Origin of the sequence: Pseudomonas sp. NPDC096917, assembly GCF_044762555.1 — a bacterium.
GTDB lineage: Bacteria > Pseudomonadota > Gammaproteobacteria > Pseudomonadales > Pseudomonadaceae > Aquipseudomonas.
In genome coordinates this window covers 403719-425489 of record NZ_JBIWEO010000001.1, presented here as the reverse complement: position 1 = coordinate 425489, position 21771 = coordinate 403719, and the positions used below count along the sequence as shown (strand labels likewise).

Genomic DNA, 21771 nt, shown 5'->3' with positions numbered 1-21771 from the left:
GTGGATTTTGCCGCCGTCTTCTTCGATCAGCTTGGTGTAACGCTCTACCATGCCGCCGACTTGTTCGCTTTGATCCGGGTGGACCAAAAAGATGATTTCGTAATGACGCATGAATGCTCCTTACGGGTTGTAGCCTGCCGCTAACTAAAAAGCGGTCAGACAAGGAGTGAATGACACTTGTGTGTCTTGCCTAGAGAGGCACATATGCGCCCGCCATGACGGCAAGGGGCGCAATTGTAGAGAAGGCACAGGAGAGGCGCAAGGTGATTGGTGATTATTTGAACAATCAGTTCTCACCTTACCCTGTCGCCAATGCCGCAGACTGCGAGCGGGACCGCACAGCCTTCAAATTAACGGCTTGCTATTTCTTCTTGGCTGGAGCCTTGGCTTTGACGCTGCGCTGACGCAGGGCTTCGAACAGGCATACGCCAGTCGCTACCGACACGTTCAGGCTGCTGACGCTACCTGCCATCGGCAGACGCACCAAGTAGTCGCAGTGCTCACGCGTCAGACGACGCATGCCCTTGCCTTCGGCCCCCATGATCAGGATGGTCGGCCCCGTCAGGTCTTGTTCGTACAGTTCCTGCTCGGCCTCACCCGCCGTGCCAACGATCCACAGGCCGCGCTGCTGAAGTTTTTTCAGGGTCGCGGCAAGGTTGGTCACGGCCACCAACGGAATCACTTCCGCTGCGCCGCAGGCTACTTTTCGTACCGTCGGAGTCAGCGTTGCAGACTTGTCTTTAGGCACGATAACGGCCAAAGCACCGGCCGCATCGGCGGTACGCAGGCAAGCACCCAGGTTGTGCGGGTCGGTCACGCCGTCCAGCACCAGAATCAGCGGAGCACCTTCAGTGCGATCCAGCAATTCGTTGAGCATGGCCTCGCCCCACACCTGGCTTGGGCTGACTTCAGCCACGACACCCTGGTGCACGCCTTCAACCCAAACGTCCATTTCGCGACGTTCAGCCTGGCCAACATCGACCCGGTTTTCAGCAGCCAGCGCGACCAGGGTCTGGACGCGAGGATCGTTGCGGCTTTCCGCCAACCACACTTGCTTGACGCGTTTCGGGTGGTGACGAAGCAACGCTTCTACAGCGTGAATGCCGTAGATTTTTTCCAACTGACTCATGGTTTGGCCTTAGGTTTGCGCGCCCCGCCGCTTTTGGCGGCTGGAGCGGTGCCCGATTTTGGCGGGCCTTTACGGTGTTTGCTTGGCTTGGAAGGCTTGCCCGCGTCTTTAGCGGGTGCTGCCCTCCCCGACTTTCCCGGCTCCGGTGTCCGACCGCCGCTTTTAGCATCGGCCAGCAGCGCCTTTTTCAATTCACGACTTTTGCGCAACTCGGCATTTTTAGCCGCCGCATCGCTTGAACGATAAGCGTCGTCAGTGGTTTTTTTTGCCGTCTTGGCCGGCGCACTGCGACGCGCTGGTTTAGCAGCCTCGACTGGCGGCTCGGTAGCCTTGGTACCGGACTTGCCGACATTTTTGCCAGCGCTCTTGCCGGCAGGTGCGTCAGCCGTACGATTCTTGCGACCAATGGGCGCGCTAAGGGTTTTCTCAGCCATCTCGAAGTCGATTTTGCGTTCGTCGAGATCGACGCGCATAACACGCACTTCAACGGTGTCGCCCAAGCGGAAGCTACGACCGGTGCGTTCGCCCGCCAAGCGGTGATGCACAGGATCGAAGTGGTAGTAATCGCCCGGCAAGGCGGTCACGTGGACCAGACCCTCGACATAGATGTCGGTCAGCTCAACAAACAGGCCAAAGCCGGTCACGGCGGTGACAACACCTGGGAATGTCTCACCAACGCGATCCTTCATGAACTCGCACTTGAGCCAGTTGGTCACGTCTCGCGTGGCTTCGTCGGCACGGCGCTCGCTCATCGAGCACTGCTCGCCGAGTTGCTCGAGGATCGCTTCGTCGTACGGGTAAATACGCGCCTTAGGAATGGTCATCGCGCCAGCACGCAGAACGTGCGGGGTATCCTGCTTGGAATGGATGACACTGCGAATCGCCCGGTGAGTGAGCAAGTCCGGGTAGCGACGAATCGGCGAAGTGAAGTGGGTATAGGCTTCGTAGTTCAGGCCAAAGTGGCCCTGGTTATCAGCGCTGTACACCGCCTGACTCAACGAGCGCAGCATCACGGTCTGGATCAGGTGGAAATCCGGACGATCCTTGATGGTTTCAAGCAGTGCCTGATAGTCCTTCGGCGACGGACCATCCTTGCCTTTGTGCAGGGTCAGACCCAACTCACCAAGGAACGCGCGGAGTTTTTCCAGACGCTCAGGCGGCGGACCATCGTGCACGCGGTACAACGCAGGAATTTCGTGCTTCTTGAGGAATTCAGCGGTGGCCACGTTGGCCGCCAGCATGCATTCTTCGATCAACTTGTGCGCGTCGTTGCGGGTGGTTGGGCGAATTTCAGCGATTTTGCGCTCGGAACCGAAGATGATTCGGGTTTCCTGGGTTTCAAAATCAATCGCGCCACGGGTATGACGCGCAGCCAGCAGCACCTTGTACAGCGAGTACAGCTGCTTGAGGTGCGGCACCACATCGGCGTATTCGCTGCGCAGTTGCTTGGCTTCGCTGGTTTTCGGCTGCTCAAGGATGGTGCTGACCTTGTTGTAGGTCAGACGCGCTTGAGAGTGAATCACCGCCTCATAGAACTTGTAGTCAGTCATTTCGCCCGTTTTGGAGATGGTCATCTCGCACACCATGGCCAAACGGTCGACTTTCGGGTTCAGGGAGCACAAACCGTTGGACAGCTGCTCTGGCAGCATCGGGATTACACGCTCGGGGAAGTACACCGAGTTACCGCGCACCTGAGCTTCTGCGTCCAGCGCCGAACCGATTTTCACGTAGCTGGAAACGTCGGCAATCGCCACGTACAACTTCCAGCCGCCCGAGAACAGACGCAGCTTGCCAGGCTTGGCTTCGCAGAACACTGCGTCATCGAAGTCGCGAGCATCTTCGCCGTCGATGGTAACGAACGGCAGATGACGCAGATCGATGCGCTTCTCTTTGTCTTTCTCTTCTACTTCCGGTTTCAGGCGGCCTGCTTCTTTAAGCACAGCCTCTGGCCAGACGTGAGGAATGTCATAGGTGCGCAGCGCGATGTCGATTTCCATGCCAGGCGCCATATAGTTGCCCACCACTTCAAGCACATCACCCTGCGGCTGAAAGCGCGGCGTCGGCCAGTGAGTGATCTTCACTTCGACGAACTGGCCAATCTTTGCACCCGCATTGCGGCCCGGCGTCACCAACACTTCCTGCTGGATTTTCGGGTTATCGGCCACTACAAAGCCAATGCCGCCTTCTTCGAAGTAGCGACCCACGATGGTTTCGTGAGCACGCGAGACCACTTCAACAATCACGCCTTCACGACGACCACGACGGTCGAGACCCGAAACACGGGCCAGCGCACGGTCGCCATCGAATACCAGGCGCATTTGCGACGGGCTCATGAACAGGTCGTCACTGCCATCATCCGGGATCAGGAAACCGAAGCCATCGCGGTGACCACTGATGCGGCCGAGAATCAGGTCAAGTTTGTCCACCGGCGCATACGTGCCACGGCGGGTATAAATCAGTTGAGCATCGCGCTCCATCGCACGCAGGCGACGACGCAGAGCCTCAATTTGGTCTTCAGTCGTCAGACCAAACTCTTCTACCAACTGCTCACGAGCAGCAGGCGAGCCGCGTTCGGCCAGGTGCTGAAGGATCAGCTCGCGGCTAGGGATAGGGTTTTCGTATTTTTCCGCTTCACGTGCGGCCTCGGGATCGAGGGTCTGCCAATCGGCCATTAGATAGTTTTCACCTTGTCTATATGCGGGTTAGTTTGGCATACGCGTATTGAAACGGGAAATTTCGGGTTCATACAGTGCTGTATTAGCCCGTTCTGACACGCTTTGTAGGCGCTAACCAACCATTCGCGAAATATTTGCAATATTTTTAATCACAACGCTTTACAGGTCAAAGGGGCATCCGTATAGTGCGCGCCATCGACAACGGCAACGTTGAAGATGCTGCCCAGATGGTGAAATTGGTAGACACGCCAGCTTCAGGTGCTGGTGATCGCAAGGTCGTGGAAGTTCGAGTCTTCTTCTGGGCACCAATTTAGAGATGGAGATTAGTACAATCTTCACACTCACACAAAACCCGCGAAAGCGGGTTTTTTGCATTTCGGGATCTTATAAAAATTTGATTTATTAAAACCAAAACAGGGGTTTACAGATCAAACAGCTCTCCGTATAGTGCGCCACATCAACAGCGGCAACGTTGCTGATACTGCCCAGATGGTGAAATTGGTAGACACGCCAGCTTCAGGTGCTGGTGGCCGCAAGGCCGTGGAAGTTCGAGTCTTCTTCTGGGCACCAATTCAGGTTTACAGATTCACTCTGTATAACCCCACAAAAACCCGCGAAAGCGGGTTTTTGCATTTTCGGGTCAAGCAAATCTCTCACCCCTTCCTTTAACACCCCCTTTTACGACCATCGCTCTCGCCGTCAAGCGCACTTGAGAAACAATATCGTTTATTATTGTGTCAAGTTTTGTAGTACCCAAGCGAGGAACCCAGCGAATGATGCTCCGAAATACCCGGTTTGCGACATCCCTACTGCGCGGTCTGACTCTTTCCATTCTCGGTCTTGCACTGGCAGCCCCCGCCTACGCCACCGACCCTGTCACCCTGACGTTGTATAACGGCCAGCACAAGGAAGTCGGCGATAACCTCGCCGCCGCCTTTGAAGCCAAGACTGGCATTCACGTCAACGTACGCAAAGGCAGCAGCAACCAACTGGCCAGCCAAATCATGGAGGAAGGCGACCGCTCACCTGCCGACGTGTTCTACGCCGAAGAATCACCGCCGCTGAACAACCTCGGCGAACAAGGCTTTCTGGCCAAGGCTGACGACAGCACCCTGCAAGCACTGCCCAAGGAATACGTGGCCGCCAATGGCACGTGGATCGGCGTAACCGCGCGCACCCGCGTAGTGGCGTTCAATCCCAAACTGATCAAGGAAGAAGACCTGCCTAAGTCGGTGCTGGATTTTGCAGGCCCTGAATGGCAAGGCAAAGTCGGTTTCGTACCGACCAGCGGCGCCTTTCAGGAACAAGCCGTAGCCATCATCAAACTGCACGGGCGTGAGGCCGCAGAAGAATGGCTGACCGGCCTGCGTGCCTTCGGCAAGACCTACACCAACAACATGGTGGCGCTCAAGGCGGTGGAAAACGGCGAAGTCGCCACTGTTCTGGTGAACAACTATTACTGGTTTGCCCTGAAAAAAGAAAAAGGCGAACTGGATTCCAAACTGCACTACTTCACCGATGGCGATGCAGGCGGCTTGATCACCGTGTCCAGCGCCGGCGTACTGAAGGCCAGCAAACACCCCAAAGAAGCCCAGCAATTGCTCGCCTACATGGCCAGCGAAGAAGGTCAGCGGGTGATCACCAACACCACCGCCGAATACCCGATGCGCAAAGGCATGGTCTCGGAGCGCGGCCTCAAGCCGTTTGATGAGCTGCAAGCCCCCAAGATCACACCAGCCGACCTGGGCAACGCCGAAGAAGCGCTGGACCTCGAACGCGACACTGGCCTGCTCTAATGCTCTCTGCCGCCCAACCCGCGCGCTACACCCTGAAACGCAAAAGCCCGTCGATCTGGCTGCTGCTGCCCGTCCTGTTATTGGTCGGGCTTAGCCTGCTGCCACTGCTGTATGTCGGCACCAAGGCCTGGCAAGCCGGTTGGACACAAGCACTGAGCCTGCTCTGGCGGCCTTATGTGTTTGGCCTGATGCGCAACACGTTGCTGCTGATGATCGGCGTTACCGTGACCTGCGCGCTGGTCGGGCTGTCACTGGCCTGGTTACTGGAGCGCAGCAACTTGCCGGGCAGACGCCTGTGGGGCGTAATTCTGTGCCTGCCATTTGCCGTACCGGCGTTCGTCAGCAGCTTTACCTGGGTCTCGCTCAGCGCCAGCTTTGAAGGTTTGGGCGGGGCGATTCTGGTGATGAGCCTGTCAAAATACCCGCTGATTTTTTTGCCGGTCGCAGCCACCTTGCGCAACCTTGATCCAGCCCTTGAAGAGTCAGCCCGCACCTTGGGTCAGAATCGCTGGGGAGTGTTTTTCAAAATAACCCTGCCGCTGCTCTGGCCATCGTTGCTGGCCGGCTCATTACTGATTGCCCTGCACATGCTGGTGGAATTCGGCGCGCTGTCGATCATCGGCCTGCAAACCTTCACCACCGCGATCTACCAGCAATTTGAGCTGGAGTTCAGCAACGCCAATGCCGCAATGCTGTCTGCAGTGCTGCTGGTGATGTGCCTGAGCCTGTTATGGCTGGAACTGAAAGTGCGCGGCAAAGGCCGACATATTCGCATCGGCCAAGGTGCTGCCAGACGCGCCGAACAAGTGCGACTGGGCAAGTGGTCATTGCTGGGGCAAGTGTATTGCTTGCTACTGGCTGTGATTGGCAGCGGCATTCCGCTGGGCATGCTGGTGTACTGGCTGGTCAAAGGCAGCTCGGCGGCATTCCCGATGGCGGCGATTGGCGAGGCACTGTTCTCGTCGCTTTCATTGGCGCTGGGCGGTGCAGCATTGTGCCTGGTGCTGGCGGTGCCGGTTGGCTTGCTGGTGGTGCGTTACAAAGGCCAACTGGCAATCTGGGCCGAGCGCCTGCCCTACCTGCTGCATGCGCTGCCTGGGCTGGTGATTGCGTTGGCGCTGGTGTACTTCTCGCTGCATTACGTGCCCGCGCTGTACCAGACCTCGGCATTACTGCTGATCGCCTATGCGCTGCTGTTTTTGCCGCTGGCACAGGCACCGATCCGCACGGCGCTGAACAAGGCCGCCCCGCAGTTGGAAGAAGCCGCTCGAACCTTGGGAGCATCACCGTTCTCGGCTTTTTGCCGGGTGACGCTGCCGATCATCTTCCCGGCGCTGGGGGCCGCCTTCGCACTGGTGTTTCTGGACGCCATGAAGGAGCTGACCGCGACCTTGCTGCTGAGCCCTACCGGGCTTAACACCCTGGCCACACAGGTCTGGGCGCACACCTCGAACATCGAGTTCGCGGCGGCGGCACCTTATGCGGCGCTGTTGATATTGGTCTCGGGGCTGCCGGTGTACTTGCTGACGACGCGGATGTATTTGAGCCGCTGAAAAAGCAAGCCTTCACCTTAGCGACCGCAGTTCTTGTCGTCGCTGACGAGGCACGAAAGCTGCAATGCGGGCCCCAGGACCACCGCCTGGGGCCGCTTCGCAACCCATCGCCGCCTCATGCCTGGGCAGCGGCTACAGAGTTAAGCCCTGAACTGCCCCAAACTCGCTTTCAGTTGCGCCGCCAAACCATCCAACACCTTGCCGCTGGCCGTAGTCTGCGTCACAGCCTCTGCTGCGCGCTCAGCCTGTGCATGAATCACTTCTACCCGCCCGCGCACTGCATGCGCCCCCTGAGCCTGATGCGCAGCGGCTTTAGTGGCCTCACCTATGGCCGTGTGCACCTGCTCAACCGACACCTGCACACTCTTTTGCAGTTGCACGCTACCGCGCAACACCGCCAAGCCCTCATCGGCCTGGCGCCCAGCCTGAGCAATCGCTGCCACTGCTTCTTTGGCGCCCTGCTGCAAGGCCACGATATGCGCCTGAATATCGCCGGTGGAGCTTTGCGTCTTGCTCGCCAGCGCGCGCACTTCATCCGCCACCACGGCAAAGCCACGCCCCGTCTCACCGGCCCGCGCAGCCTCAATGGCCGCGTTCAACGCCAACAAGTTAGTTTGCTCGGCGATGCCATGGATCACCGTCAGCACCACCTCGATCTGCTCGCTTTGCTGCGCCAGCCGCTCGATGACCTTGGCACCCGCGCCCACCTGTCCGGCCAGCGCTTCGATCAATCCCCCCACCTGAGCAGAAGTGCGGGTGTTTTCATCGGTCGCCTGACGAATATCCACCACCTGTTTAAGCGCCGCCTGCATGGCCTGGCTCTCAGACTGCGCGTCATCCGCCATGGTCGACAGCGCCTTGAGGCTCTGCGCCACTTCATCACGCTGCAACTGCGCGGCCGCATCCGCCCCGGCATTGCGCAAGCTCATGGCGCCAATCTCGACCCCGGTGCGCTGCGCCACATCCCCCGCCTCGCGCACGATGGGCTGCAATTTGTCGACAAAACGATTGACGGCCGCCGCCATATCGCCAATTTCGTCCTTGCTGTTCAAACCCACCCGCTTGGTCAAATCGCCATCGCCCGCCGCCAGATCATTCAGCGCCGTAATCAACAGCAGTAATTTGTTAACCACACGCCTGCCCAGCACCACTGCCAGCAGCAGCAATACACCCAAGCCCACCAGCGCAAGGCTCGAACCGATGCGCCAGCGCAAGGTGTCTGCGGCGTTCTGCACCGTCAGTGCCGTATTGGCCTGCATCTGCGCCGCCGCAGTCTGAGCCGACTGCAAACGAGCTCCCAACGCCTTTGAGCTGTCGCTCGCCGCACCTTGCAGGCTTGCGTCGACCAATTGCTCACTGCTGGCTATCAACGCTGCAAAGCGCTTATCCAACGCCGCCAGCGCCTGCTCAACCGACGCCGTGGAAACCCCCATCAAGACTTTGCCGATCTCCACCCCATTCGGGCTGATAGGCGCCTCGACGTAATACACCGCCGGATCGCTGCGCGCCGCATCCAGCACTTTGTCCAGTGCACGCTCGCCCTTGCCCTTTTCCAGCAGCGCCTGGTTGATGGGGTTGTCTCGATTGAGATAACGCGTCAGGTGTTGCCCCGTCGCATCGTCGTAGACCACGAACAACACATTGGGATTTCGCTGAGCACGGCGCGCGAATTCAGACAGCGCAGGCACATCGTTGTCCCACATTGCACGGGGCGCAACAGACGCCAGCAATTGCGCCATGTCATTCGCAGAGTCCTTGAGGCTCTTCTCCAGGGTTTCCAACAGTTGCATTTGCTCTTCTTTCAGACGCGGCGCCAAGCCTGCGGTCAGACGCTGGCGAGTGCTGGAAGACAACCCTTCAAGACTGCTCTTGACCTCACGGTCTGCCTGCGCCAATTCAGCCGAGAGCTTTTGACTGTCAGAGGCCAGGCCCGCGTCTAAATCAGACTCCAACGCCGAGATCGTGCTCCGTGTGAGTGCCACAGCCACCAGCACTTGCACCAAAAGGGCGATACCGAGGGTAACGAATACAGGCCGCAGCAAACGGCTTTGTAACAATGAGAGAACGGCAGACACAGAAAACCCCTCTACAACGGCGCCATAATGTTGATGGCACACTAATGGCATTTTCAAAGCAAGGGTCGTGCCGCGGGCGGGATCACGTTCGCAGCAGCTGGCGAAGAGCAATGCCCCAAAAACAACAAAGGGCCCAGAAGGGCCCTTTGTTTTGTATCGCGACGTGTTACGCGAACGGGTGACGCAGAACGATGGTTTCGTTGCGGTCCGGACCTGTCGAGACGATGTCGATCGGCGCGCCGATCAGTGCTTCTACGCGCTCGATGTAAGCGCGAGCGTTTTGTGGCAGCTCTTCCAGGGTTTTGGCGCCCACGGTCGATTCGGTCCAGCCCGGTACGGTTTCGTACACAGGCTCCAGGCCTACATAGCTGTCAGCGTCGGTCGGCGCCACTTCAACACCATTTGCATCTTTGTAGCCGACGCAGATGTTGATGGTTTCCAGACCGTCGAGTACGTCCAGCTTGGTCAGGCAGATGCCCGAGATGCTGTTCACATCGATAGCGCGACGCAGGATAACGGCGTCGAACCAGCCGCAACGACGAGCACGGCCGGTGGTAGCACCGAACTCGTGACCTTGTTTGGCCAAGTGCGCGCCAACGTCGTCGAACAGCTCAGTCGGGAACGGCCCCGAACCTACGCGAGTGGTGTAAGCCTTGGTGATGCCCAGGATGTAGTCCAGGAACATCGGGCCAACGCCCGAACCGGTCGCAACGCCACCCGCAGTGGTGTTGGAGCTGGTGACGTACGGGTAGGTACCGTGGTCGATGTCCAGCAACGAACCTTGAGCGCCTTCGAACATGATGTCTTTGCCAGCGCGACGCAGGTCGTGCAGCTCGGCAGTCACGTCCAGCATCAGCGGCTTCAACAGCTCAGCGTATTCTTTGCACTCGGCCAGAGTCTTGTCGAAGTCGATGGCGGTTTCTTTGTAGTAACCGACCAGCATGAAGTTGTGGTAATCCACCAGTTCACGCAGCTTGGCTTCAAAACGCGGCATGTTCAGCAAATCGCCAACACGCAGGCCACGACGAGCAACCTTGTCTTCGTATGCCGGGCCGATGCCACGACCGGTAGTACCGATCTTCAGCTCGCCACGGGCCTTTTCACGGGCCTGGTCCAGCGCCACGTGGAACGACAGGATCAGCGGGCAGGACGGGCTGATACGCAGGCGCTCGCGCACCGGTACGCCTTTCTCTTCCAGCTTGATGATTTCACGCAACAGGGCGTCGGGAGCAACCACCACACCGTTACCGATCAGGCACTGCACGCCTTCGCGCAGTACGCCCGACGGGATCAGGTGCAGAACAGTTTTTTCACCGTCGATTACCAAGGTGTGGCCAGCGTTGTGGCCACCTTGGTAGCGCACTACAGCGGCAGCATGTTCGGTCAGCAGATCAACGATCTTGCCTTTGCCCTCATCACCCCATTGGGTGCCCAGGACTACGACATTCTTACCCATAACACTTGTCCTCATTCGCGCAAACTTGGTGCCGGCAACAACCGCCGGCAGGAAAACTCAAGAAACCAGCGGCACTACTTGCCACAAGCCGTTCTGCTGAATCAATTGGCGGTCGCAGTCCGCCTCACGGGCGGCAGCTTGTGACTGCCCAGGCAACGCCTGAACCACACGCCGACCTTCACTGCGAAGCTGGCAAACCTGCTGCCAGAGTGCCGCATCTGTGCTGTCAGGCATCCAGATACCGCCAGACGGTAACTCGACTTCAGCACGCCCCAGGGTCACCAGGGTTTTCAAATCGGTCGAAAAGCCGGTCGCCGGACGGGCACGCCCGAACACAGCACCGATGTCGTCATAACGACCGCCCTGAGCGATGGAGTCTCCAACGCCCGGTACAAAGACCGCAAACACCACACCTGTGTGGTAGTGATACCCACGCAACTCACCCAGGTCAAAATACAGCGGCAACTGCGGGAAACGCACAGACAACCGCTCGGCAATGGCCAGCAAGTCGTCCAGAGCAGCCAGAACCGGGGCCGGAGCCTTGGCCAGACGCTCACGCGCAGCAACCAGCACTTCGCGGCCGCCACACAATTCAACCAACGCCTGGAGCATGCCTGCTAAATCAGCCGGCAAGCCTTCGGTCAAGGCCGTTACTTCGTCGATCGCCTTGCGTTGCAGGGCGTCGAACAGTTGTTGTTCCACTTCAACCGACAGGTTGGCCGCACGGGCCAGCCCACGGTAAATACCTACATGCCCCAGGTCCATGTGCACATCCGGCACGTCGGCCAGTTGCAACATCGCCAGCATCAGGCTGATGACTTCTACGTCGCTGCTTGGGCTTGCATCACCATACAACTCGGCACCCAACTGGATCGGGCTGCGCGAGGATGACAACGCGCGCGGCTGAGCATGCAGCACGCTACCGGCGTAGCACAGACGGCTCGGGCCTTCGCGACGCAAGGTGTGCGCATCGATGCGCGCCACTTGCGGCGTGATGTCGGCACGAAAACCCATCTGGCGACCCGTTTTCGGGTCAATAACCTTGAAGGTCCGCAAGTCGAGATCCTGGCCAGCCCCTGTCAGCAAGGACTCCAGGTATTCGATATGCGGGGTGACGACGAACTCATAGCCCCAGCTCTGGAACAGATCCAACACCTGACGCCGCGCGACTTCAATGCGGGCTGCCTCAGGTGGAAGTACTTCTTCGATGCCATCTGGCAGAAGCCAGCGGTCTACCGTTGCCATTACGCCATTCCCCTATGATCCGGGCGGCCAGCCAGCAGGCGAGCCTTGAGTAAAGCAGAACGTGGCTGTGTCTTCAGCGCGCACAGCAAAAAAGCCTGAATGACAGGCTCAGCACATTCCTCGAAAAATCTGCCGACGCTATAACAGCCATTCGGTCAATCAAACATGCAGACGCAAAAAAGCCGGGAATTTCCCGGCTGCCGCATCATACACACGTTTTCTAAAAGGATCACCCCGCGAGGCAATTTGCCCGCCCGGCGGAGCGAATGCAGATGATGCTTTTTGCTGTAGGAACGAGCTTCAAGAGATCGAAAGATCGCGCGCAAGCTCGCTCCTACAGATTTACAGCGTTACTGCGGCTTGGACTTTTCCAGGTAGCGGAAGAAGTCGCTGCTTGGGTCCAGGACCAGTACGTCGCTCTTGTTCGCAAAGCTTTCGCGGTAAGCGCGCAGGCTGCGATAGAACTTGTAGAACTCTTGGTCCTGACCGTAAGCCTTGGCGTAAATCGCCGCTGCCTGAGCATCACCATCACCGCGTGCTTCTTCGGACTGGCGATAAGCCTCGGCCACCAGAACACGACGTTGACGGTCGGCGTCAGCACGAATGCCTTCTGCCAGTTCGTTACCCTTGGCCCGATGCTCACGTGCCTCACGCTCACGCTCGGTGCTCATACGCTCGAAAACGCTGCGGTTTACTTCTTTAGGCAGGTCAATGGCCTTGACGCGAACGTCGACCACTTCGATACCCAACTCTTTCTCAGCCATTTTGTTCAGCGATGCGGTGATGTCAGCCATCAGTGCATCACGCTCACCCGACACCACTTCGTGCAAGGTGCGCTTACCGAACTGGTCACGCAGGCCCGACTCCAGACGACGCGACAAGCGCTCGTCAGCAATCTGCTTCATGCCCGAGGTCGCCGTGTAGAAGCGCTCGGCATCTTTCACACGCCACTTGGCGAAGGCATCAACCATCACTGCTTTCTTTTCCAGCGTCAGAAAACGCTGAGTCGGCGCGTCCAGCGTCATCAGGCGGGCGTCGAACTTACGCACCTGGTTAACGTATGGAATTTTCACGTGCAGGCCCGGCTGAACATCCGCCTGAACCACACGACCGAAGCGCAACAGCACTGCACGCTCGGTTTGCGAGACGATGTAGAAGCTGTTCCAGGCAACGATCGCCACGACAACGGCAACAATAAGGGCGATCAGCGATTTATTGCTCATCAGCGACTCTCCCTGGTACGCGGTGGTGTCGGCAGATCCGTGCTGATGTGCGAGCTTGAATCATTGGTGCTCGCCGCAGCTGCCGAACCCGTTGCCGGGGTGCTGCCATTACGGCCTTCGATCATTTTGTCCAACGGCAAGTACAGCAGGTTGCTCTGGCCGTTTTTGTTACCGGTCACGAGTACTTTGCTGGTGTTGCTGAAGACTTCCTGCATGGTGTCCAGATACAGACGATCACGGGTCACTTCAGGATTTTTGCGGTACTCGGCCACCAGCTTGGTAAAGCGGTCGGCTTCACCTTTGGCGCGAGAAACCACTTCATCACGGTAGCCGTTGGCATCTTCGATAATGCGCTGAGCCTGACCACGGGCTTCCGGCACCACGCCATTGGCGTAGCCTTCGGCCTGGTTACGGGCACGCTGTTCGTCTTCACGGGCACGGATCACGTCATCAAAGGCTTCCTGCACTTCACGCGGTGCAGCAGCGTTTTGTACGTTGACCTGAGTCACGGTGATACCGGTTTTGTAGGTATCGAGGAAACGCTGCAAGCGCTCCTTGACGTCTACAGCCATTTGTTCACGACCATCGGTCAACACCTGATCCATCGAAGTGGAGCCCACTACGTGGCGCAAGGCACTGTCGGTGGCTTGTTGCAGGCTGACTTCCGGCTGATCAACGTTGAGCACGAAGTCGCGCAGGTTGCTGATCTTGTACTGCACGGTCAGCGGCACTTCGACGATGTTTTCGTCTTCAGTGAGCATCTGGCCCTGCTTGGTGTACGCACGCTCACGCGTGACGTTTTCCATGTACTTTTTATCGAACGGCGGGAAGTAGATGTTCAGACCCGGCCCTACGGTTTCGTAGTACTTGCCCAGGCGCAGCACCACGGCTTGCTCCTGTTCGTCGACTACATACACCGCGCTGTACAGCCACGCGGCTGCCAGCACGACCAAACCGATACCGAGCAGACCGAAGCCAGCACCCTTACCGCTTGGGCCGCCTTCGTTGCCACTACCGCCAGTACGTTTTTTTCCACCACCGAACAACCCATTCAGGCTTTCCTGTAGCTTTCGGAAGGCCTCGTCGAGATCTGGTGGTCCCTTGCGGTCGCCATTTTTAGGGCGTTTGCTACCCCAGGGATCTTGATTATTCGAGTTGCCACCCGGCTCATTCCAAGCCATAGCGCTCTCCATCTGATAAAGCAAAGACGCGCCCACGGCGCGCCGACCAATGCTACAGAATGCCTATCACAGCGGCACAGCCGCTTTGCGAGGCTTTTATTGCAAAGTGTGTTCTTCGATGAATTCCAGCGGCTGCATCCCTTCACGGCTGACCAAGCGATTTAGCTCGGAACGCGGCAGGCGTACGTCCAACAAACTGGCTCCCTCATCGTCATGCTGTTCCTTTTGCACAACTCCCAGTTCGAAGAATTGTGCACGCAGTCGAGCAAAACGTTGCGGCAAGCGCAAGGTGCCGACGAACAAATCATTACCCAGCAACTCGGCGATAGCTTGCTCAAGCAACTCCAACCCTTGACCTTCACGGGCCGACAACCAGACCCGCTGCGGTTTGCCATCGGCATCGCGCTGGATCTGCGGCTCTACACCTTCAATCAAATCGATTTTGTTGTAGACCTCGAGGATCGGCAAGTCCTGGGCACCAATTTCGCCCAACACCACCATCACCTGTTCAATCTGCTGCATGCGCTCAGGCTCGTGCGCATCAATCACGTGCAGCAACAAATCAGAGTTGCTCGACTCTTCGAGCGTAGACCGAAATGCTTCAACAAGCTTGTGCGGAAGATGACGAATAAAGCCCACTGTATCGGCCAGCACAATCGGCCCCAGGTCGCCCAGATCAAGACGGCGCAAGGTCGGGTCGAGCGTGGCGAACAGTTGGTCAGCGGCGAAGACATCAGAGCCGGTGACCGCATTGAACAACGTGGATTTGCCGGCGTTGGTGTACCCCACCAGCGACACCGTAGGAATGTCGGCGCGCTGGCGCCCTCTACGGGATTGCTCACGTTGACTGCGGACTTTTTTAAGGCGGGCCTTGATCTGGCTGATGCGGATACGCAACAGACGGCGGTCGGTCTCGAGCTGGGTTTCACCCGGACCACGCATACCAATGCCGCCACCTTGACGCTCAAGGTGAGTCCAGCCACGCACAAGACGCGTGCTCATGTGATCAAGCTGAGCCAGTTCGACCTGCAGCTTGCCTTCATGGGTACGGGCGCGTTGAGCGAAGATGTCGAGAATCAGCCCGGTACGGTCAAGCACGCGACACTCGAAAACACGCTCGAGGTTACGCTCCTGACTGGGCGTGAGGACGTGATTGAAAATCACGATGTCGACCTTCTCGGCCTTGACCAGGTCGCATAACTCCTCGACCTTGCCACTGCCAATCAGGTACTTGGCCGATGGCCGATGACGCGGCACGTTAAAAAACGCGACAGTCTCGGCGCCGGCCGATACAGCTAACTCCTGGAACTCCTGCGGATCTTCGCGCGCCTCAGGGTCCTGACCTTCCAAGTGAACGAGGATCGCTCGCTCACCACCACCGTGGCGCTCAAAGAACAAAGCAGACTCCTATCAGGCGTTACCTGGTTCAGCGTCTGCCAGTTCCGATTCAGTTGCGCTAGGCAAACGAATTGGACGCACTGGTACTACTGTCGAGATAGCGTGTTTGTAAACCATTTGGCTGACGGTGTTTTTCAGCAGGATCACGAACTGGTCGAAGGACTCGATAGTCCCCTGCAGCTTGATCCCGTTGACCAGGTAGATGGAAACGCCAACCTTCTCTTTACGCAAAGTATTCAAGTAAGGGTCTTGTAGCGAATGCCCTTTTGACATATGCCGCACTCCTGTAAGGATAAAAATAGAAACAAAAATTAGATGGCTGGTGTCGCCATACCCATAGGATAGACGGCAATTCCAAAGACTCAGCTCAATATGGAGACCGAATCCAGGTATTTCAAGGCTCGTGGCAGATTGTCGCAGTCCAGGCTGTCTAGCCAATGTAGATCATCCCAACTGCGTAACCAGGTGAACTGACGCTTGGCCAATTGGCGCGTAGCAATGATGCCGCGCTCCTGCATCTCGGCTGCTGTCAGCTTGCCGTCCAGGTAATCCCAGACTTGGCGGTAGCCCACTGCACGTATAGACGGCAACCCGGCATGCAGGTCACTTCTATTACGCAGGGCTAAGACCTCATCAATGAATCCCTGTTCCAGCATTTGCCCGAATCTTTGTGCAATTCTTTCATGCAGCACCTGCCGGTTCGCCGGAGCGATGGCCAGTTGGGCGACAGTATAGGGCAATTGTCCGCGCCCAGAAGCTGCTGCTTTAGTAGATTGATCAGATTGTTTTTGCCGATGGGCCGTCATGCTCATGCCGCTGACCCGATAAACCTCTAATGCACGGGTCAGACGCTGCGGATCATTGGGGTGAATACGCGCCGCAGACTCCGGATCGATGGCCGCCAACTGATCGTGCAGGGCTTGCCAGCCCAGGCGCTGAGCTTCTTCTTCAAGCTGCGCACGCACTTGCGGATCAGCCGCCGGCATGTCCGCCAGCCCGTCAAGAAGCGCCTTGTAATAAAGCATGGTGCCGCCCACCAGCAGCGGGATATTACCCCGTGCAGTGATCTCAGCCATGGACGTGAGCGCGTCACGGCGAAAATCAGCCGCAGAATAGCTCTGGACCGGGTCGATGATGTCGATCAGTTGATGCGGGTGCGCCGCCAGAATTTCTTTCGAGGGCTTGGCCGTGCCAATGTCCATGCCGCGATACACCAGCGCCGAATCGACACTGATCAACTCACAAGGCAGCACTTTGCTCAGCTCAATCGCCAGGTCGGTTTTACCGGCTGCTGTCGGCCCCATCAAAAAGATGGCCGGGGGTAAAGCATTGGAACCTGTCATCAGCGACCGCGCAAAAAGAGTTTGTCCAAGTCGTCCAGGCCCATCTGGGTCCAGGTCGGACGACCATGATTGCACTGGCCGCTGCGCTCGGTGTTTTCCATGTCACGCAACAAGCCGTTCATTTCCGGGACCGCCAAACGACGATTGGCGCGGATCGCGCCGTGGCACGCCATGGTGCCGAGCAATTCGTTGAGGTGCGCCTGAATCCGATCACTGGTGCCGTATTCCATCAAATCACCCAGCACGTCATGCACCAGACGCTGCGCCTCGGCCTGTTTGAGCAAAGCCGGGATTTGGCGAATAGCCAAGGTTTCCGGGCCCAGGCGCTGCAACTCGAAGCCCAGTCGCTGGAACCATTGGGCATGCTCTTCGGCGCAATCGGCCTCACGCTGACTGACCGAAATCGACTCGGGCACCAGCAGCGGCTGGCCACTCAGCCCTTCGCTGGCCATGGCGACTTTAAGACGCTCGTACATGATCCGCTCGTGGGCTGCGTGCATGTCCACCAGCACCAGCCCGTGGGCGTTTTCGGCAAGAATATAAATACCCTTGAGCTGCGCCAGCGCAAAACCCAACGGCGGAATATCACCCTGCCCGTCAGGTAACGGCGCCGCATTGGCCTCAGGCAATGGCGCGAAAAATTCGCGGTAGGCATTTTTAGCTTCAGCGGTCGGCACAGAGGGTGTCGAAGACGGCGGGCGATAGTAAGACTGATAGCCCGCTCCGGCGCCTGCCCCCGGCACGTGTGGCACAGGCGCGGCCTGCGGTTGCTCAAGCAGGTGAGCGGCCAGGCGCATCTCGCCTTGCGGGCCGAACTCGCCAGCGTCGAGCCCGGTTGGGCGCTCAGCACCCGGCACTGGCGCAGGCGCCGCCAATTGGTCTTCGGGGCGCACATCGCCCAGGGCGCGGTGCAAGGTGCCATACAAAAAGTCATGCACCATGCGCCCGTCACGGAAGCGCACTTCGTGCTTGGTCGGGTGCACGTTGACGTCGACCACCGACGGGTCCACTTCAAAAAACAGTACAAACGTCGGGTGCCGACCATTAAACAGCACATCGCGATAAGCCTGACGCACCGCGTGCGCCACCAACTTGTCGCGCACCGCACGGCCATTCACATAGAAATACTGCAAATCGGCCTGACTGCGCGAAAAGGTCGGCAAACCGACCCAGCCCCACAAATGCAGGCCATTGCGCTCCACTTCAATCGGCAGCGCCTGCTCCAGAAACGCCGGCCCGCAAACCGCCGCCACGCGCCGGGCGCGGGCTGTATCGTCACGGGCTTCGTGCAGGTTAAGGATGCTTTTGCCGTTGTGGCGCAGATTGAAGGCCACATCAAAACGCGCCAGCGCCAAACGCTTGATCACTTCTTGCAGGTGATCGAATTCGGTTTTTTCGGTTTTGAGGAATTTGCGCCGCGCCGGGGTGTTGAAAAACAGGTCACGGACTTCAACCGAAGTACCGACCGGGTGCGCGGCGGGCTGAACCCGGGGCGCCATGTCGCGGCCTTCGGTTTCGACCTGCCAGGCCTGATCGGCACCCCGGGTGCGCGACGTCAGGGTGAGACGGGCCACCGAACTGATGGAGGCCAATGCCTCCCCGCGAAAACCCAGGCTCATCACCCGTTCAAGGTCTTCAAGGTCACGGATCTTGCTGGTGGCGTGTCGCGCCAGCGCCAGCGGCAAGTCGTCGCTGGAAATACCGCTGCCGTCGTCACGCACCCGCAGCAGCTTGATCCCGGCCTGCTCTACATCCACATCAATTCGCTTGGCGCCCGAGTCGAGGCTGTTTTCCAGCAACTCCTTGATCACCGATGCCGGACGCTCAACCACCTCTCCCGCAGCAATCTGGTTAGCCAGACGCGGACTGAGCAGTTCAATGCGAGCGCTGCTGCTCAAGAGCTCTTCACTCATTGCTTGGACACCAAGTCGGTGGCCGGAATATTCAGATTTTGGCCAACTTTCAGCTCATCGGTTCTCAAGTTGTTGCTGGAACGCAGCGACGCCACGCCCACTTGATAACGCACAGCAATCATCGCCAGGGTTTCGCCGGGGCGCACGGTGTGCTCGCGGGTGCCTTGGGCGATCTTGCCAGTGTCACGCAGCCAGGCAATGTAAGTGCCCGGTGGCGGGTTTTGCTGGAAGAACTGACGCACGCCGCTGCTGATCGAACGCGCCAGCGCTTGCTGGTGACTGCTCGACGCCAGCTTGGATGCTTCGTTGGAGTTTGAGATAAACCCGGTTTCGACGAGGATCGATGGAATATCGGGCGACTTGAGCACCATAAATCCGGCTTGCTCAACACGTTGCTTGTGCAACGGAGTGACCCGGCCAATGTTGCTCAACACTTTCTGCCCAACGTTGAGGCTTGACGTCAGCGAGGCGGTCATCGACAAGTCGAGCAACACGCCCGCCAGCATCCGGTCCTTGTCATCGAGACTCACGTTGCCCGCACCGCCGATCAAGTCAGAACGGTTTTCGCTGTCAGCCAACCAGCGTGCGGTTTCAGACGTCGCACCGCGTTCAGACAACGCAAACACCGACGCACCAAAGGCCGCCTTGGACGGTGCGGCGTCGGCGTGAATCGACACAAACAGGTCAGCGCCCTTCTTACGGGCGATTTCGGTACGGCCACGCAGCGGAATGAAGTAGTCGCCGCTACGGGTCAACTCAGCTCTAAAGCCCTTCATGCCATTGACCTGGCGTTGCAATTCTCTGGCAATCGCCAGCACCACGTCTTTTTCGTGCTGCCCCCCCGAACCGGAAGCACCCGGGTCTTCGCCACCGTGGCCGGGGTCAATCATCACAATAATGTCGCGCTTGCCACTCGGTACTGGCTCCAGCTTGAGATCGGGCTGCGCAGGCGTCACCGGAACCACAGGGACCTTGGCCACAGTGGTGGCAGGCAAGCTTGGGGCAACATCGGCTCCCTGATCGAACAGGTCGACCACCAGACGGTTGCCGTACTGGGCATTTGGCGCCAGTACAAAGCTCTTGGGCGTGACCGGTTTTTTGAGGTCGATCACCACCCGCAAATCAGTCGGGGTGCGCTGCGCCGAGCGCATGCTGGTGATCGGCGTATTGGCCGTGGGTACATTCAAAGGCCCGGCCAGGGTCGCGCCATTGATATCAATCACCAGACGATCAGGTGACGTCAGCGTGAAGACGCTATGCTGCACCGGGCCAGTCAGGTCAAACACCAGCCGTGTGTTGTCTGGAGCACGCCACAAACGCACGCTTTTCACTTGTGTCGCTGCCACGGCATTCACCGCCATGACACTCAGCAACAGACCTACGGCGACACTGACCAACGCGCGAAAGCGCATACCAAACCCCATCATTATTTGAATTCCAATGCCAACGCCTCACACCAAGCCTCGCCACGCGGGCCTTGTGCCGACACCTTCAGCGAGCGCCCGGCGTTGTGCGGGCTAATGGTAATGGTCAGGTCAGGCTTTGGCAAAAAGCCTGCACCTTTATCGGGCCATTCGATGAGGCATAAGGCGTCATCTTCGAAATAATCGCGGATACCCATGTATTCCAGCTCTTCAGGGTCGACCAGGCGATACAAATCGAAATGGAATGCCCTGACTTCACCAATCTCGTAAGGCTCCACCAATGTAAATGTAGGACTTTTTACAGCCCCCACATGCCCAAGGCCGCGAATAATGCCGCGTGACAGGGTGGTTTTACCTGCCCCCAGGTCTCCTTCAAGAAAAATCACGCCATGTCCTTGGGTGATGCGAGCCAACTGCCCGCCCAATGCGACCATGGCCGCTTCATCAGCCAATAGCAGTACTAATTCAGACACGGTGCTTGCTCCTCCAACAACTGACGAATGGCTGGAATCAAATCACTGGCCGCCAGCCCACGGCCCAATTGCCCTTGTTGTTCCCCTGCACGGGCGTGCAACCACACCGCCAGGCACGCGGCATCAAATGCCGTCATGCCCTGCGCCAACAGCGCGCCGAGCACACCGGCCAGCACGTCACCCAAACCGGCCGTCGCCATTGCCGGATGCCCGTGTGTACACAGCGCCAATTCGCCATCCAGGCCTGCGATCAACGTGCCCGCCCCTTTAAGGACGCACACCGCTGAGTATTTTTTAACCAGCGCCCGAGCCGCAGCCGGGCGATCGGCCTGCACGTGTTCAGTGCTAAGGCCCAGCAAACGCGCGGCTTCGCCAGGGTGCGGCGTGAGCACCGAGCCCGGCGGTAAATCAAACTGCGCGTTGGACAACAGATTCAGCGCATCGGCATCCCACACTTGAGGCATTTTTGCTTGAGCCGCCGCCGACAACAGACTACGCCCCCATGCGGCCTGCCCCAACCCCGGTCCAACCACGACCACTGAGGCTTGCGCCAACACGCCCATCAACTGGTTCGCCGACAGCACGCCCAAGGTCATCACCTCAGGCAAACGGGTCAAGGCCGCAGGCACATGCTCTGGTCGAGTCGCCAGCGACACGAGGCCAGCGCCACAACGCAGCGCACTCTGAGCACTGAGGGTAATGGAGCCGCCAAAACCACGGTCGCCGCCAATCAGCAGCACATGCCCGAACTGGCCCTTGTGCGCGCTTGGGGCACGCGCAGGCAGTCGCGGCAGGGCGTCTGCGAGCAGTGGCTGGGGTTCAGGAAACAGGTGTTTGGTCTGCGGCATACGTGTCGGGCTCCGATGTCTGGCAGAATTATACGCATC

16 protein-coding genes, 2 tRNA genes and 2 pseudogenes are annotated in these 21771 nt (G+C 58.5%); 4 read left to right on the top strand and 16 right to left on the bottom strand.

The features are described 5' to 3' along the window. From ACIQYF_RS01880 to rnr, 3 genes and pseudogenes are all read right to left on the bottom strand, one after another. Positions 1 to 111 (bottom strand): annotated as a pseudogene (locus ACIQYF_RS01880) (30S ribosomal protein S6); the annotation flags it as partial. A 250-nt stretch (positions 112 to 361) separates the two neighbouring features. Continuing rightward, positions 362 to 1129 (bottom strand): 23S rRNA (guanosine(2251)-2'-O)-methyltransferase RlmB, encoded by a 768-nt coding sequence (rlmB, locus tag ACIQYF_RS01875; RefSeq protein WP_322235559.1) that lies wholly within the window; start codon positions 1127 to 1129, stop codon positions 362 to 364. Continuing rightward, positions 1126 to 3801, bottom strand: a complete 2676-nt coding sequence (gene rnr, locus ACIQYF_RS01870) for a ribonuclease R (RefSeq protein ID WP_402855994.1) — start codon at positions 3799 to 3801, stop codon at positions 1126 to 1128. The genes rlmB and rnr overlap by 4 nt, the downstream gene beginning before the upstream one ends. 224 nt (positions 3802 to 4025) lie before the next feature. Here rnr and ACIQYF_RS01865 point away from each other — a divergent pair. From ACIQYF_RS01865 to ACIQYF_RS01850, 4 genes are all read left to right on the top strand, one after another. Beyond that, positions 4026 to 4112, top strand: a tRNA-Leu gene (locus ACIQYF_RS01865). A gap of 175 nt (positions 4113 to 4287) precedes the next feature. Further along, a tRNA-Leu gene (locus tag ACIQYF_RS01860) sits at positions 4288 to 4374 on the top strand. 203 nt (positions 4375 to 4577) lie between these two features. After that, positions 4578 to 5600 carry an iron ABC transporter substrate-binding protein gene (locus ACIQYF_RS01855; RefSeq protein ID WP_402855991.1) on the top strand — a complete coding sequence of 341 codons (1023 nt, stop codon included), beginning with the start codon at positions 4578 to 4580 and terminating at the stop codon, positions 5598 to 5600. Then, a complete protein-coding gene (locus ACIQYF_RS01850) occupies positions 5600 to 7153 on the top strand; it encodes an ABC transporter permease (RefSeq protein ID WP_402855988.1) in 1554 nt (517 codons plus the stop codon). Before ACIQYF_RS01855 ends, ACIQYF_RS01850 begins: the two co-directional genes overlap by 1 nt. Before the next feature lie 140 nt (positions 7154 to 7293). Here ACIQYF_RS01850 and ACIQYF_RS01845 read toward each other — a convergent pair whose 3' ends face one another. The 13 genes and pseudogenes from ACIQYF_RS01845 to ACIQYF_RS01785 all read right to left on the bottom strand — a co-directional run bounded on the left by ACIQYF_RS01845 (position 7294) and on the right by ACIQYF_RS01785 (position 21732). Next, entirely contained in the window at positions 7294 to 8082 is a 789-nt protein-coding gene (locus tag ACIQYF_RS01845) for a methyl-accepting chemotaxis protein (RefSeq protein ID WP_402856193.1), read from the bottom strand. 69 nt (positions 8083 to 8151) lie between these two features. After that, positions 8152 to 8412, bottom strand: a pseudogene (locus ACIQYF_RS01840) (HAMP domain-containing protein); the annotation flags it as partial. A 982-nt stretch (positions 8413 to 9394) separates the two neighbouring features. Continuing rightward, positions 9395 to 10684, bottom strand: coding sequence for an adenylosuccinate synthase (locus ACIQYF_RS01835; RefSeq protein WP_402855985.1), 1290 nt, complete (start codon positions 10682 to 10684; stop codon positions 9395 to 9397). A gap of 57 nt (positions 10685 to 10741) precedes the next feature. Continuing rightward, positions 10742 to 11929 (bottom strand): ATP phosphoribosyltransferase regulatory subunit, encoded by a 1188-nt coding sequence (locus ACIQYF_RS01830; protein ID WP_402855982.1) that lies wholly within the window; start codon positions 11927 to 11929, stop codon positions 10742 to 10744. 350 nt (positions 11930 to 12279) lie between these two features. Beyond that, positions 12280 to 13152, bottom strand: coding sequence for a protease modulator HflC (hflC, locus tag ACIQYF_RS01825; protein WP_402855979.1), 873 nt, complete (start codon positions 13150 to 13152; stop codon positions 12280 to 12282). Then, positions 13152 to 14333, bottom strand: a complete 1182-nt coding sequence (gene hflK, locus ACIQYF_RS01820; protein WP_402855976.1) for an FtsH protease activity modulator HflK — start codon at positions 14331 to 14333, stop codon at positions 13152 to 13154. The genes hflC and hflK overlap by 1 nt, the downstream gene beginning before the upstream one ends. A gap of 96 nt (positions 14334 to 14429) precedes the next feature. Further along, complete coding sequence (gene hflX / locus ACIQYF_RS01815) at positions 14430 to 15731, bottom strand: ribosome rescue GTPase HflX (protein WP_402855973.1); 1302 nt, start codon at positions 15729 to 15731, stop codon at positions 14430 to 14432. Positions 15732 to 15743: 12 nt separating this feature from the next. Beyond that, entirely contained in the window at positions 15744 to 16004 is a 261-nt protein-coding gene (gene hfq / locus ACIQYF_RS01810; protein WP_019411154.1) for an RNA chaperone Hfq, read from the bottom strand. Between the two features lie 89 nt (positions 16005 to 16093). Next, the gene (gene miaA / locus ACIQYF_RS01805; protein ID WP_402855969.1) at positions 16094 to 17074 is read right to left on the bottom strand and encodes a tRNA (adenosine(37)-N6)-dimethylallyltransferase MiaA; all 981 of its coding nucleotides are present in this window, start codon (positions 17072 to 17074) and stop codon (positions 16094 to 16096) included. Further along, entirely contained in the window at positions 17074 to 18972 is a 1899-nt protein-coding gene (gene mutL, locus ACIQYF_RS01800) for a DNA mismatch repair endonuclease MutL (RefSeq protein ID WP_402856190.1), read from the bottom strand. The genes miaA and mutL overlap by 1 nt, the downstream gene beginning before the upstream one ends. Before the next feature lie 11 nt (positions 18973 to 18983). Continuing rightward, a complete protein-coding gene (locus ACIQYF_RS01795) occupies positions 18984 to 20411 on the bottom strand; it encodes an N-acetylmuramoyl-L-alanine amidase (RefSeq protein WP_402856187.1) in 1428 nt (475 codons plus the stop codon). A 2-nt stretch (positions 20412 to 20413) separates the two neighbouring features. Beyond that, complete coding sequence (gene tsaE, locus ACIQYF_RS01790; protein ID WP_402855966.1) at positions 20414 to 20884, bottom strand: tRNA (adenosine(37)-N6)-threonylcarbamoyltransferase complex ATPase subunit type 1 TsaE; 471 nt, start codon at positions 20882 to 20884, stop codon at positions 20414 to 20416. Beyond that, entirely contained in the window at positions 20872 to 21732 is an 861-nt protein-coding gene (locus ACIQYF_RS01785) for an NAD(P)H-hydrate dehydratase (protein WP_402855963.1), read from the bottom strand. The genes tsaE and ACIQYF_RS01785 overlap by 13 nt, the downstream gene beginning before the upstream one ends. Positions 21733 to 21771 lie beyond the last annotated feature (39 nt).